This is a genomic window from Microbacterium protaetiae, assembly GCF_004135285.1.
Taxonomy (GTDB): Bacteria; Actinomycetota; Actinomycetes; order Actinomycetales; family Microbacteriaceae; genus Microbacterium; species Microbacterium protaetiae.
Genome location: NZ_CP035494.1, coordinates 1,167,753 through 1,180,647, shown reverse-complemented (window position 1 = coordinate 1,180,647; position 12,895 = coordinate 1,167,753). Strand labels below are relative to the sequence as shown.

Below are 12,895 nucleotides of genomic sequence, written 5' to 3'. Positions count from 1 at the left end.
TCAGCCGCCGGGCTCGCTCACCCGGATCGAGGCCGCGCCGTTCGCGCCGATGTCGATGGTGCCGACCATGGCGAACGGAACATCCTCGTCGATGTGCGTGATCGACCCGTCGTAGATCGACTGGATGTCGACGACGATGTGCGCGTCTCCCTTGGTCTCTGGGATCGCCCACCCCTCGCCGTCGGGCACGACGCTGACCTTGGGCGTCTTCTCGATCGACCACTGCGGCGGCTCCGCGATGCGGTTGTCGACGACGTACCCGAACGGGCACCCGGTCGGCTGCAGCACCTGCTGCGTGGCGCACTGATCGAGGAAGTCATCGACGCGGTCCTGCACGACGGCGACGAACTTGTCGGTCGGCGTCGTCTGCACCTGCACCGGCACGTTCTTCAGTGGGGCGTCCGAGAGCACGGCGACCCCTGCCGAGTACGAGATAGTGGTGTCCACGCGCACCGAATAGAGCCCGGGCGAGAAGACGAGCATCGGCACGGCATCGGCGGCCTGAACGGATGATCCGGCCAGGGCGAGTTGACGCTTGTCGAGCCGGAAGTTGTTGACCTGGAACGACATCGACCCATGCACCGTGAGGTCGATGACCGCGAGCGGGCTGCGGGCGAACCGCCAGGTGGGAACGAAACCGGCCCATCCCGACTGCTCCACCGAGAATGTCGTCGTGCCCGGGTATCGCTGGCCGGCCAGATATGACACGGTCACCTGGGTCACGTCTCCCGCCGTGGTCTCGGACTCGACGCGCACATCGGTCAGGGCCGACAGCGCCGAGCGGCGCAGCAGCGCCTCGGAGGAGTTCTTGGGCAGACCGGCCGCCTCGAGCTGAGACCGGTCGATGGCCACACCTGGAACGTGCAGCGCATCGGCGGCGTGCCCGGTCGACAGCAGCGACAGATAGTGCTGCACGAACGCCGACGGGCTGTACAGCGCCCGATAGAGAAAGAACCCACCCGTGCCCAGCGCGGCCAGCAACACCACCACGGTCACGACGATGGCGGTCAGATCGCGCGCGAGATGAGTGCGTCGGGGCGGGATGCCGGGGCCCGGGCGACTCGCCTGTGCGGTGGCTGTCGCGTCCCCGCCGAGTGCGCCCTCTCCGGCCTCGCGGACGGGAGGAATCGTGCCCGCGGGCGCGGCGGAGGAAGCGCCCGGGGGCGTCGATGCGTCCAGCGCCGCCTTCTCCACGGACCCAGTCTAAGAAAACCGGGCGTGCGCAGCCTGGGGAATGGCGCAAAGCGACAGCCTGTGGAGAATCTGCCGGGCCGCGGCATCCATCGCCGTACCATGGATCGGGTGAGCATCCCCGCCCTGTCCGCCGAGCAGGAGGAGGTGTACCGCCTCATCGAAGACACCCGCGACCATGTCTTCGTCACCGGACGGGCGGGCACCGGAAAATCGACGCTGCTGCAGCAGCTGGCCTGGACGACGAAGAAGCAGATCGCCGTGTGCGCACCGACCGGGGTGGCGGCGCTGAACGTCGAGGGGCAGACGATCCACTCGCTGTTCAAGTTGCCCATCGGCCTGATCGGCACCAAGGACGAACCGCAGTCCGACGCCACTCGCAAGCTGCTGAACGCCATCGACACGCTCGTGATCGACGAGATCTCGATGGTCAACGCGGATCTGATGGATGCCGTCGACCGTGCGCTGCGCACTGCCCGCGGGCGTCGTGCCGAACCGTTCGGCGGCGTGCAGGTGGTGATGTTCGGCGATCCCTACCAGCTGGCTCCGGTGCCGCCGCGCGGCGACGAGCGCCGGTACGTCGACGACCACTATCGCTCGTTCTGGTTCTTCGACGCGCACGTGTGGGCGGGGTCGGGTGCAGACGCCGACGGACTGCTGGATGTCGGCAACTACGGCGCCGAACTGCATATTCGCGAGCTGCGCGACATCCATCGGCAGTCCGACCCGGCGTTCAAGGCGATGCTCAACGCCGTGCGGCACGGTCGGGTGACCGCCGATATCGCGCAGGTGCTCAACGACACCGGCGCCCGCCGGCCGCCCGAGCCCGAGGCGGGCGAGCCGCCGATCATCACGCTGGCCACGCGCAACGACCGGGTCAACGCCATCAACCAGCGGCACCTGAACGCCCTGCCCGGGCGCGCGCAGACGGCGATGGCCGACATCAGCGGCGACTTCGGTCGGGGCGACGCGTACCCCGCCGACGTCGAGCTGCAGCTGAAGATCGGCGCGCAGGTGATGTTTCTGCGCAACGACGTCTCATCGCGCGGCGAGCCACCGCGGTGGGTGAACGGCACCATCGGCACGGTGACCCGCATCGCCGGCGATACCGTGCGCGTCGAGGTCGATGGCGAAGAGCATGACGTCGAGCCGACGGTGTGGGAGAAGTTCCGCTACGCGTATGACCCGAAGACCAAGGCGCTCACTCGCGACATCGCCGCGGAGTTCACGCAGTTTCCGCTGCGGCTGGCGTGGGCGGTGACGATCCACAAGTCACAGGGAAAGACGTACGACCGCGCGATCATCGACCTCGGTTCGGGTGCATTCGCACCCGGCCAGACATATGTGGCACTGTCGCGGCTGACCTCGCTGGAGGGCCTCTATCTCACGCGTCCGCTGCGGCCGCGCGACATTCAGGTCGACCCCGACGTGCAGCGGTTCATGGCCGGCGCGCGGGTCGCGGCATCCTGATCCCGCGGCGCCGAGGCGCGCTCAGGCGACGAGCTCGGCCTTGGCGCGAGCCAGGTCTTCGAACAGTTCGGTGTTGAAGCGGTAGGCCAGCAGCACCTCGTCGATGACGCGCTCGCGCTCCACGGCGTCCCAGGGGGCGGCATCCAGCTGCTCGCGGTAGACGTTCTTGAACTCGGCCGGATCGGCGATGTCATCGAAGAGGTAGAAACCGATGCCGTTGGTCTCGAAGCCGAATTGCCGCTTCATGACCTTGCCGATGTACAGACCGCCCGACAGGTCGCCGAGATAGCGCGTGTAGTGGTGAGCGACGAAGCCGCCTGCCCACACAGTGCCCACCTGCGAGATGCGCTCGACGTAGCGGCGGGTGGTCGGCAGCGGGGCGATGCTCTCACGCCAGTCGGACCCGATGAGGAACTCGAGGTCGGCTTCGAGTGCCGGGATGCGGGTGAGGCGGTCGCTGATGAACGGCGCCGCGATCGGGTCGTGGCGCATGCGCTCGGTCGCGGTCTCGAGCGCGGCGTAGATGTACCAGTGCTGCACAACCAGGGCCGTGTAGTCCTCGCGCGTGCCTTCGCCGCGCAGCAGGTCGGCCATGAATCCGGAGTGCTCGCTGCCGGAGTGGGCAGCGCCGGAGCGCTCGCGCAGGGCGGTGGAGAAGGAGATCGGATCGGTCATGCCTTCAATATAGCTGAAGATAAGGCATGCCTAAGCTAAGTTTCTGGATTCGGGATGCTGCGCCGGCCCGTGGCGCGACGCTCAGTGCGAGCGCGGCTCGAGCCCGAGGCGGGCGCACGCCTCGCGGTAGACGAGCACGACGGCCTTGCGCACCGCCGGGCGCTCCGCGATCGGGCCGTCCGGCCACGGCACGCGCACCGTCTGCGTCGCGGCATCCGGCGTGGTCGCCTCCCACTCGCCGGCATCGCCGTCCAATCCGATCATGCGGGCAGAGAAGGCGTCGGGTACGCCGAAGGCCCGCACGATGAGGAGGTTGTCGTCGGTGTGGTCGCCGTTCATGTGGCTCAGGATGGCGGTCACGGCGTCGGCTTCGAAACGATGGGGCATGTGGCAAGCCTACGAAACGCAGCGACACTCAAGCCCCGCTCAAGCCCAGACAGGGCCTGCGGGTGTGTTTGAATGCTTATGCACGATCACGGGGGGTGAGGATGCCGATCCGCACCGGAGTCAGACGCGTGGCCGCAGTGGCCGCGGTCGTCGTCGCGCTCACCCTTGGCGCAGCAGGGTGCTCGGGCGACCCCGCCGTGGCAGGTCTGGCCACGCTCGCTCCCGACCAGAAACTGCCCACCGACACGCAGAAGCAGCTCGAAAGCGCGGTCACCGACGCAATGGCGGCCACCGGCGCCTCGGGTGCGATCGTGGGGGTGTGGGTGCCCTGGAGCGGCTCATGGGTCGCCGGTGTGGGCACCGTGGCACCGGGCAGCAAGACCCCGGTCGACGACGACATGACGTTCCGTGCGGGTCCGGTGACCCGGGCGATGACGTGTGACGCACTGTATGAACTGGCCGCCGACGGAACCGTGCAGCTCGACGACTCGGTCACCGACTACGTCGGGGGGATCCCGAAGTACACCGACATCACGCTCGAGCAGCTGTGCGACAGCACGAGCGGCATCGGCTCGTACAACAGGATCCTGGGCGCGCAGTCGCTGACAAACCCGGCGCGCGAGTGGGACCCCCGCGAGCTGGTCGGCTACGGCGTGGGTCAGGTCTCCGGCGACATCGAGCCCGGAAACACCTTTCGCGACTCCGACGCCGGCTATCTGCTGCTCGGGCTCGCGCTCGAGCGCGCCAGCGGCAAGAGCGCGCAGCAGCTGTTCGACAAGCGCATCTTCGACCCGCTCGGGCTCGAGCACACCGCGCTGCCCGGCGACCAGTCGGCCGCGCCGGTGGTCGACTCGTCGACGCCGCTGCGCGGGTTCTACTTCGCATCCAAGACCAAATCGGGCGCCTACCAGTGTGACAAGGCGACCGAGATCACCGAGCAGTCGGCCAGCTACGGATTCACCGACTCGGGTGTGGTCACCGACATCCGCGACCTGGCCACGTATACCCGGGCGCTCGCCAGTCAGGCGCTGGTGAAGAGCAAGACCCGGTTCACCGAGGGCCTACCCCTCTCGTCGGGGTCGCCCTCGTGGTTCACCACCTCGGGTGGGGTGGTCGAGGCGGGCCCCCTCATCGGCCAGTACGGTTCCACGCGCGGGTACCTCACCAGCGCCTTCTCCGACCCCACCAGCGGCCTGACCGTGGCCGTCGTGCTGAACAACTCCGCAGCCGGACGGGGCGTGGTCGTCGACCTGGCCCGTGAGCTGGCCGCCATCGCGGCGCAGACGCCCGCCGCCGACGGAGAACAGGCGGTGGCCGTCGGGCTGCCGTGGACGGCCGAGCAATACCACACGACGATCGCTGACGCGGCGATCTGTACCACGGCGAAGAAGTGACCCGCAGTGCGCGCTCCGGCGCGTTCTGGGCGACCGGCCTGGTGGTCGCGGGGGAGCTGTGCATGGATGCCGGTGCGGCGATCGCCGTACTGGTCTTTCCCCGGGTCGGTCCCCTGGGGATGGTCATGCTGCGACTGGTGTTCTCGGCGCTGATCCTGCTCGCGCTCACCCGGCCGCGCCTGCGCGGGCACGGCCGTGACGACTGGCTGTCGGTGCTGGGCTACGGCGTGGTGCTGGCCACCATGAACTCACTCTTCTACCTTGCGCTGGAGCGGTTGCCGCTCGGCGTGACGGTGACGATCGAAGTGCTCGGCCCGCTCGTGCTCTCGATCGTCGCGAGCCGGCGGGCCTCGGCGTGGCTGTGGGCGGTCATAGCCTTCGCGGGGGTGCTCTGCCTGGGCGGTGGCGGATGGGATGCCATCGACCCGCTGGGCGTCGTGTTCGCGCTGGGAGCGGCCGCGAGCTGGGCGTTCTACATTCTCGCCGCCGCACGCGTCGGTCAGCGTTTCGCCAAGCTCGACGGCCTGGCGATTGCGATGAGCATCGGGGCACTGTTGTCGCTGCCCTTCGGCATTGTCGCCGCCGGGGCCGCGCTCGTGCGCCCCGAGGTGCTGGGGCTGGGTGCGGCGGTCGCGCTGCTGTCGAGCACCATTCCGTATGCCCTCGAACTCATCGCCCTGCGGCGGCTGCCCGCCTCGGCGTTCGCGATTCTGATGAGCATCTCGCCGGCCACCGCGGTGCTGGCCGGTTTTGTGCTGCTCGGCCAGCGGCTGACCGCACTCGAACTCGTCGGGATCGCCCTGGTGGTGGCCGCCGGCGTGGGCGCCGTGCGCGCCGGAGTCGCCGAGGCGGGGGCGCGGCATCCCAGCGCGGATGCCTCGACCGGGCCGCTGGCGACCCCCGGTGCCCTGGTGGCCGACCCGACCGGTCCGCTGGCCGCGCTCAACGGCCCGCTCACCGGCCCGATCGAGATGCTTCAGCCGCCGGACGAGCCCGAGGAACCCTTCGCCCAACCACTGGCGTGAGTCGGATTCTTCATCATCGCCGGAATAGGTGAGGCACCCCTCCGGTTCTACCTCCTTACCGGAGGCGCACCTCACCGTGACGTTCGCGATGGATGTTCGCCGGTCCACCGAAAGACACCGCAAAGGAGTTCGTCATGAGCAGCATCAGCATCATCGGCACCGGGAACATGGCCAAAGCGATCGGCGCTGCGTCCCTCAAGGGCGGCAACACCGTCGAGATCCTCGGCCGCGATCCGGGCAAGGCCGCGGCGCTGGCACGGGCACTCGGCGACGGTGCCACGGCAGGAACCTGGGGCGCCACCCCGACTGGAGACATCGTCATTCTCGCCGTGCTCTTCCCCGCCGCTGTGCCGGTGGTCACCGAGTACGGTGACGCGCTGGCCGACAAGATCGTCATCGACATCACCAACCCGTTCAGCGCGGATGTCACGGGTCTTGTCGTCCCCGATGACACCTCCGGAGCTCAGCTGATCGCCGAGGCAGCCCCTGCCAGCACCCATGTCGTGAAGGGGTTCAACACCCTGTTCCAGCCCATCGTGGCCTCGGGGCGCGCTGTGGATGTGTTCCTGGCCGGCGACGACCCGCAGGCCAAGGCGAGCGTTTCTGCGTTCATCACAAGCCTGGGGCTTCGTCCGCGGGATGCCGGTGGCCTGAACATGGCGCGCTGGCTGGAAGGCGCCGGGCTGCTGGAGGTCAACTTGGCACGCAACGGCGTGGGGTTCGACTTCTCGCTCGGCGTCAACGTCGGCGAGCCGAAGTGACGTTTCCGCGATCGGTCCGCGGGGCGGGCGCGTTCGCGGAACGGGGCGCCCGCCAGATCGCCTGACGGACGCCCCGTCACTCGTGCATGGTCTGGTCGGTGTTCGAGTAGCTGATCTCGTCGGCGGTCGAGCCGAGAAGGCCCAGCGTGACCCGGAGCAGCTTCGGGGTGAGGCCGTCGGCCGGCGGTGGGGTGTCGGCACCGAGCGTGAACGACTTTCCGCTCGGGGTGGTCGCTGTCAACGAGTTGACATACACGCTGACATCGCCGCGCAGGGTCATCTGGTCGGCGGTCGTGACGAGCTTGGGGCCGGTCTCGGCGCGCACGGTCAGGCTGAAACCGCTGATCGTGATGGTGTCGGCCCGCAGCCGGACAGCGGTCACGCGCGAACCGTCGGCCAGCTTGACCTTGACCAGGGCGATGCCCTTCAGCCCCGAGAATGACAGTGACTGAGAGCCCAGCTGTGCGGAAGGCTGGGTGAACACGGCGCTGTCGTCGTTCGTCACGATCGACCACGACGCGGAGTCGGCGGCATTCTTCGCGCCACCGGCGCCGTCGTCGCCTGCGTCATCCGGGGCGGTGCCGGAGCCCGGGTCGTCGCCCCGCGTGTCGGCGTCGCCGGGAGCGCCGTCACCGTTCGCGTCGCCCGCGCCGCCGCTGCCGCCGGGGTCGGCCGTGGCGCTCGCCGTCGCGGTGGGCGTGGCGCTGGGGGTGTCGGAGGGCGCGGGATCATCGCACGGCCAGATGATCGGGATGCAGATGTGAGCGGATGCCGGAGCCGCCGTGGCCACAGAAGACCCGGCCACAAGGCTGCCCACGACGGCGGCCACGCCGACCAGCGCAGTGGTACGGCGGCGCATCATGCGGCGGTGCCCGTCGTCGCCGAGTCCGCCTCGTGTGCCGCCCGCTCGTCATCCGCCGCACGGGCAGCCCGCGGCATCCACGCCACCACCAGCACGCCGCCGATGCAGCCCAGCAGCATTCCGAGCACGAAACCACCGAGGTTCACCCCGATGAGGGAGTACACCGCCACCACCAGCGCCAATACGCCGTAGAACACGTGGTGGGCGGGCATCGCGATCGCCAGCAGCCCGAGCAGCACGAGGGCGATCGGGATGACGGTGGCCTGGAAGCCCTCGATGCCCAGCTGCACGTGGATGTGGCCCATGTCGAGCTGACCCGAGAAGAACATCTCGATGCCGGCGAGTGCCACCAGTGCGCCGCCGATAAAGGGACGGCGGCGACGCCAGGCGCCGAACCGGCTCCACACGGACGGGGCCGCGGCGTCACGGCGGCGCTGCGGCGTCCTAATCAGAAGCATCCCTTCGATCCGTCCGTCAGCTTCATCGTCATCCCGCTGAGCGTGAACACCGAGGCCTGCGTGCTCCAGGCGGTCTGCTCGAGGTTGGTGATCTTCACCGTGTCGGCATCTTGGGCGAAGTCGCCGGCGGCGCCCTTGGCCTTCGTGTTAACGGTGGAGGCGTCGACGCCGATGCGGATGTCGCCGAACTCGGAGTCGCCCTTCAGCCCGGTCATCCCGATCTGCAGATCGGATGCCGTCGCCGGGGTCTTTCCGCCGCCGGCGGTGATGAGCAGCCCGACCTTGCCCAGAGGGGTGTCGGTGATGACCGACTGGCACAGATCGGTCAGGGTCGCGGACTTGATGTTCGCGATCGCCACGGCGTGGTTCGCTCCCTCGGTGTCTTGCGCGACACCCGCGTACTGCGAGAACCCGGTGCCGTTCAGCTGCGAGGCGCTGATCTGAAACTGCGTGCCCGACACCGCGAACGAGACGGGCACCGCACCCTGGGCGACCCCGGTCGTCAGCAGTGTGACAGCGGCGGCGACGGGGACGGCGGTGAGAACGACCCGCCCGGTGTGCGAGCGGGCGAAGGAACGAAACGACATCGAGGCCTCCTGGATCACGGCGCGGCATCGTTGCTGCGCACCCCACCGAGCCTAAGAGTTATTGACCACCAGTCAATAAGAACGGGGATTAGTCTTCTTTCATGTCCGCCGATCGCCGCCGCCGGCTGACGCCCGACGAGCGCCGCGCGCAACTTGTCGCCCTCGGCGTCAACTACCTCGCCGAGCACCCGCTTGATGAGCTCACCATCGACGAGCTCTCGGTGCAGGCCGGCGTGTCACGCGGGCTGGTCTTCCATTACTTCGGCTCGCGGCAGGGACTGCACCACGACGTCGTGCTCACCGCGCGCGACAGTCTGCTGCGGGCAAGCGAGCCACGGCCCGAACTGGCCGCACCCGAGCGGCTGCATGACACCCTCACCCGCATCGTCATCTTCGTGCGCGAACACCGCGGCACCTTCTACTCGCTCGTGCGCGGCGTCGCCAGCGGCGACCCCGCCATTCGTGAGGTCATCGACCAGTCGCGCGATGAGAACGCACGCCGGCTGCTGGAGGTCTTCCTCGAACTGGGCACCGACGAAACCGAGCTGCTGCGCGTGGCCGTGCGCTCCTGGGTGGGCTTCGCCGAAGAGGTGCTCGTCGAGCTGGCCGTGGAGGCAGACCACCCCGTCGACGAGATCGTCGGCTTTCTCGAGCGCACCGTGCGCGGCGTGGTCGCCGCCGTCGGGCATGCGCACTGAGCCGCTGTGGCACACTGGACTCAGGCGGTGGTGGGGCTCACCGCGAACAACCTCGGCGCCGCCGACAACGGTCCCTGTCTTGATCGCCGCACGTCTGCGGCCAGACAGGAGCGCGAATGAGGAAGGACCCCATGACCGAAGGCACGATCCTCGTCGGAGTGCAGAAGGGCTTGCCCGATGCCGTGTTGCGCGAAGCAGCACGCCTGGCACGCGACCTCGGTCTCGACCTCGTCTGTGCACACGTCGACCTCGAGCGGTTCACCGTCGGTGAGCGGCTCGACGGCTCGGCGCTGACCCGGTCGATCGACCCCGATCTGCCCGACGAGCGTGAGGGCGAGTTCGACGCGTCGCTTGCCGGGCACATCGACGATGTGCTCACCGGCAGCGGTGTGGAGTGGACCGGCCGCGAACTCGCGGGCGATCCCGGGCGCGCGCTCGGCCACCTCGCCGAGGTCGTCAACGCCCGATACATCGTGGTCGGCACCCGTGAGGCATCCATGCGCGAGACCTTGCGCGAGTTCTTCCAGGGGTCGGTGGCCAGCCACCTCGCCCATCGGCAGCATCGCCCGGTGCTCGTGGTGCCGCTCAAGCCGATCGCCGACGACGAGCCCCTTCCGTGGGACGTCGCGTGACCGCCTCGGCCACGACCCGCCCGGTGCATCTGCGTTGGTCGTCGGTCGGTCTGGTCGTGGTCGGAGGCTTTCTGGGTACGCTCGCACGCTACCTGCTGTCGATCACCCTGCCCGAGTGGGGTGGGATGCCGTGGCCCATCTTCCTCATCAACGTGGTGGGGGCGTTCATCCTGGGGTGGCTGTTGGAGTTCCTCGCGCGTGGGGGCCCCGACGCCGGACGCCGCCGTGCCATGCGCCTGTTCGCCGGCACCGGTGTGCTGGGCGGGTTCACCACCTACTCGACCTTCGCGGTGGGCACCGATGGGTTGTTCGTGACCGGGGACGTCTGGCCCGGGATCGTGTATGCCGTGGCGACAGTGCTCGTCGGAGCCGCGGCATCCATCGCCGGCATTCTCTTGGGCGCGCGCAGCTCACGTGCCCGCGGCGTCGCGGAACCTGACTCGTGACGGGCGTGTGGCTCGCGCTGGTTGTTGCACTCGCCGGCGGGGTGGGCGCCGCGTGCCGCATGGTGCTCGACGGGGCGATGAAGAGGGCCGTGCGTGTGGCGTATCCGCTGGGAACGACCGTCATCAACGTGTCAGGGTCGCTCGTGCTGGGCTTCGTCACGGCGCTGGGCGCGGGGCTCGGCCCGTGGGCGGTCGTGCTCGGAACCGGCTTGATCGGTGGGTACACGACGTTCTCGACCGCCAGCTACGAGACGGTGCGGCTCGCCCAGGAAGGGCGCTGGCGCGCCGCCGTGGGCAACGCGTTCGGGATGCTGGTGGTCGCACTGGGCGCGGCGGCCCTGGGCCTGTGGCTCGGGTGGCTGGTGGCCGGCAGCGGCGTCGGGTTTTGACTTAGGATGAGCCGCTGCACAAGCATTACCCATATGCCGAAGAACTCTGCGTCCCGTTGGACCGTGCGACTGGTTGCGGCTGCGATCATGTGTGTGCTCGCCTCGTCGCTGTCGGCATGCAGCTTCACGGATCAGCCGGAGACGACGGCACTGCGTGACGCGCTCGTGTCCGGAGACTTCAGCCATGTATTGCTGAACGGGGCGTCGGTGCAGCAGGTGGGCACGGAGTACGCAGACATCGTGGCGGGCCTGAACAAGATGAAGCCCACCGTGAAGATCGACGCGCCGAAGGTCGAGGACGACCGCGGCACCTCCCTCGTGCACTGGAGCTGGCCCACAGGCGGCGAGAACTGGACCTACACGACGACGGTCACGACCACGAAGAAGTCCGACAAGTGGTACGTCGACTGGGCGCCGGCGGTCATCCAGGGCGACCTCGTCGCCGGTGACGTGCTGCGCGTCACGACCCATGCGCCCGAGCGTGCCGACATCCTCGGCGGCGATGGCAGCCCCCTGATCACGAGCCGGCCGGTCGTGATCTTCGGCATCGACAAGAGCCACGTCACAGCCGACCAGGCGGTGACCTCGGCGGGGGCGCTGGCGAAAGTGGTCGGAGTCGACGCCGACGACTTCGCGGCGCGCGTGAAATCCGGCGGCGAAAAGCAGTTCGTCGAGGCGATCACCTACCGAAAAGCCGCGGTCCCCTCGGCGGCTGCCGATTTGTCTGACATTCCCGGCGCCCTGGCGGTATCGAGCTCTCAGCAGCTCGGACCGTACCGGGGCTTCGCCGGTGCGCTGTTGGGCTCGGTCGGTCCGGTCACCGCAGAGATCATGGAGAAGAACCCGGGCACATACCAGGCCACCGACACCGTCGGCCTCAGCGGCCTGGAGCAGCGTTATGACAGCGAATTGCGCGGGACTCCCGGGGTGGAGATCAGCCGGGTGCCCGCCAGTGGCGACGCCACGACGCTCTTCACGGCCGAGCCGAAGCCGGGGGCGCCACTGCAGACGACCCTCGACGAACGCCTGCAGACCCTGGCGGAGACGACGCTGCACGACATCGGTCCGGCCAGCGCCCTGGTGGCGATCCGGCCGAGCGATGGCGCGATCCTGGCGGCGGCGAACGGGTCGGGAACGGGCGCGTTCGACGCGGCCCTGGCCGGGCAGGTGCCGCCCGGGTCGACGTTCAAGATGTTCGATGCGCTCGCACTCCTGCGTGCCGGACTGACTCCTGACTCGAAGCTCGACTGCACGCAAGACGCCGTCGTCGACGGCTATCGGTTCGTGAACGACTCGTGGTACCCCTCGTCGGCCGTCGGCAAGATTCCCTTGCAGACGGCGATCGCCCAGTCGTGCAACACGGCGATGATCAACGCCCGCAGCAAGATCGGCGATGTCACCGCGGCCGCGCAGAGCCTGGGCTTCGGCATCGCCAAGGTTCCGGGCATCGACAGCTTTCCGGGCCAGATTCCGCAGGCGGCATCCGATACCGAGGCCGCCGCTGCGGTGATCGGGCAGGGCAAGGTGCTCGCCTCGCCGGTGGCCATGGCGGCCGGGATCGCCTCGATCCAAGCCGGGCACACCGTCGTGCCGATGCTGGTTGCTTCGCAGCCGGCGAAGGTACCAGACGGGGTGACGCCCTTGAGCGCCGATGAGGCCCGGCAGCTGAAGGCCATCTTCCGCCAGCCGGTGGTCGATGGCACCGCCGTCGGGCTGAAGGACGTGCCCGGCACGCCCGTCATCGCCAAAACCGGCACTGCCGAGTTCACCCGAGACGGCAAGACTCTGGTCCACGCGTGGATGGTCGCCGCCCAAGATGACCTCGCCGTGACCGTCTTCGTCGACACGGGCGAGAGCGGAGCCGACACCGCCGGCCCCATCGCGAAGGAATTCCTGACCGGGGCGCAGCCGGCACACTGA

General features: G+C 68.9%; 15 protein-coding genes. 9 read left to right on the top strand and 6 right to left on the bottom strand.

The window, feature by feature from the left end:
* On the bottom strand, window positions 1–1,194 hold the full coding sequence (locus ET475_RS05430; RefSeq protein WP_242497780.1) for a hypothetical protein: 1,194 nt from the start codon (window positions 1,192–1,194) through the stop codon (window positions 1–3).
* A 99-nt stretch (window positions 1,195–1,293) separates the two neighbouring features.
* Between ET475_RS05430 and ET475_RS05425 the strand changes: the two genes are divergently transcribed.
* Window positions 1,294–2,661: an ATP-dependent DNA helicase gene (locus ET475_RS05425; protein WP_129393700.1), complete on the top strand. Its 1,368-nt coding sequence runs from the start codon at window positions 1,294–1,296 to the stop codon at window positions 2,659–2,661.
* 21 nt (window positions 2,662–2,682) lie between these two features.
* Here the strand turns inward: ET475_RS05425 and ET475_RS05420 are convergent, their stop codons facing one another.
* Complete coding sequence (locus ET475_RS05420) at window positions 2,683–3,336, bottom strand: biliverdin-producing heme oxygenase (RefSeq protein WP_129386892.1); 654 nt, start codon at window positions 3,334–3,336, stop codon at window positions 2,683–2,685.
* Window positions 3,337–3,417: 81 nt separating this feature from the next.
* Complete coding sequence (locus ET475_RS05415) at window positions 3,418–3,723, bottom strand: DUF2470 domain-containing protein (protein WP_129386889.1); 306 nt, start codon at window positions 3,721–3,723, stop codon at window positions 3,418–3,420.
* Between the two features lie 101 nt (window positions 3,724–3,824).
* On the opposite strand from ET475_RS05415, the gene ET475_RS05410 reads away from it, so the two are divergent.
* The 3 genes from ET475_RS05410 (at window position 3,825) to ET475_RS05400 (ending at window position 6,903) form a co-directional block, all read left to right on the top strand.
* Window positions 3,825–5,117, top strand: a complete 1,293-nt coding sequence (locus ET475_RS05410; protein ID WP_129386886.1) for a serine hydrolase domain-containing protein — start codon at window positions 3,825–3,827, stop codon at window positions 5,115–5,117.
* Window positions 5,114–6,142 carry an EamA family transporter gene (locus ET475_RS05405; RefSeq protein ID WP_242497779.1) on the top strand — a complete coding sequence of 343 codons (1,029 nt, stop codon included), beginning with the start codon at window positions 5,114–5,116 and terminating at the stop codon, window positions 6,140–6,142. The genes ET475_RS05410 and ET475_RS05405 overlap by 4 nt, the downstream gene beginning before the upstream one ends.
* 134 nt (window positions 6,143–6,276) lie before the next feature.
* Window positions 6,277–6,903: an NADPH-dependent F420 reductase gene (locus ET475_RS05400; protein ID WP_129386883.1), complete on the top strand. Its 627-nt coding sequence runs from the start codon at window positions 6,277–6,279 to the stop codon at window positions 6,901–6,903.
* 76 nt (window positions 6,904–6,979) lie between these two features.
* On the opposite strand, the gene ET475_RS05395 is transcribed toward ET475_RS05400, so the two are convergent.
* Genes ET475_RS05395 through ET475_RS05385 form a run of 3 tightly spaced genes read right to left on the bottom strand, consistent with a single transcriptional unit; the run spans window position 6,980 to window position 8,810 of the window.
* On the bottom strand, window positions 6,980–7,765 hold the full coding sequence (locus ET475_RS05395; protein ID WP_242497778.1) for a hypothetical protein: 786 nt from the start codon (window positions 7,763–7,765) through the stop codon (window positions 6,980–6,982).
* On the bottom strand, window positions 7,762–8,223 hold the full coding sequence (locus tag ET475_RS05390; protein ID WP_242497777.1) for a DUF6114 domain-containing protein: 462 nt from the start codon (window positions 8,221–8,223) through the stop codon (window positions 7,762–7,764). Before ET475_RS05390 ends, ET475_RS05395 begins: the two co-directional genes overlap by 4 nt.
* On the bottom strand, window positions 8,214–8,810 hold the full coding sequence (locus ET475_RS05385) for a DUF6230 family protein (RefSeq protein ID WP_129386880.1): 597 nt from the start codon (window positions 8,808–8,810) through the stop codon (window positions 8,214–8,216). Before ET475_RS05385 ends, ET475_RS05390 begins: the two co-directional genes overlap by 10 nt.
* Window positions 8,811–8,911: 101 nt before the next feature.
* Here ET475_RS05385 and ET475_RS05380 point away from each other — a divergent pair, with 101 nt between their 5' ends.
* The 5 genes from ET475_RS05380 (at window position 8,912) to ET475_RS05360 (ending at window position 12,895) form a co-directional block, all read left to right on the top strand.
* Window positions 8,912–9,508 carry a TetR/AcrR family transcriptional regulator gene (locus ET475_RS05380; protein ID WP_129386878.1) on the top strand — a complete coding sequence of 199 codons (597 nt, stop codon included), beginning with the start codon at window positions 8,912–8,914 and terminating at the stop codon, window positions 9,506–9,508.
* Window positions 9,509–9,639: 131 nt separating this feature from the next.
* Window positions 9,640–10,140 carry a universal stress protein gene (locus ET475_RS05375; RefSeq protein WP_242497776.1) on the top strand — a complete coding sequence of 167 codons (501 nt, stop codon included), beginning with the start codon at window positions 9,640–9,642 and terminating at the stop codon, window positions 10,138–10,140.
* A complete protein-coding gene (locus tag ET475_RS05370) occupies window positions 10,137–10,586 on the top strand; it encodes a fluoride efflux transporter FluC (RefSeq protein ID WP_129393694.1) in 450 nt (149 codons plus the stop codon). The genes ET475_RS05375 and ET475_RS05370 overlap by 4 nt, the downstream gene beginning before the upstream one ends.
* Complete coding sequence (locus ET475_RS05365; RefSeq protein WP_129386873.1) at window positions 10,583–10,975, top strand: fluoride efflux transporter FluC; 393 nt, start codon at window positions 10,583–10,585, stop codon at window positions 10,973–10,975. The genes ET475_RS05370 and ET475_RS05365 overlap by 4 nt, the downstream gene beginning before the upstream one ends.
* A gap of 33 nt (window positions 10,976–11,008) precedes the next feature.
* The gene (locus tag ET475_RS05360; RefSeq protein WP_129386870.1) at window positions 11,009–12,895 is read left to right on the top strand and encodes a penicillin-binding transpeptidase domain-containing protein; all 1,887 of its coding nucleotides are present in this window, start codon (window positions 11,009–11,011) and stop codon (window positions 12,893–12,895) included.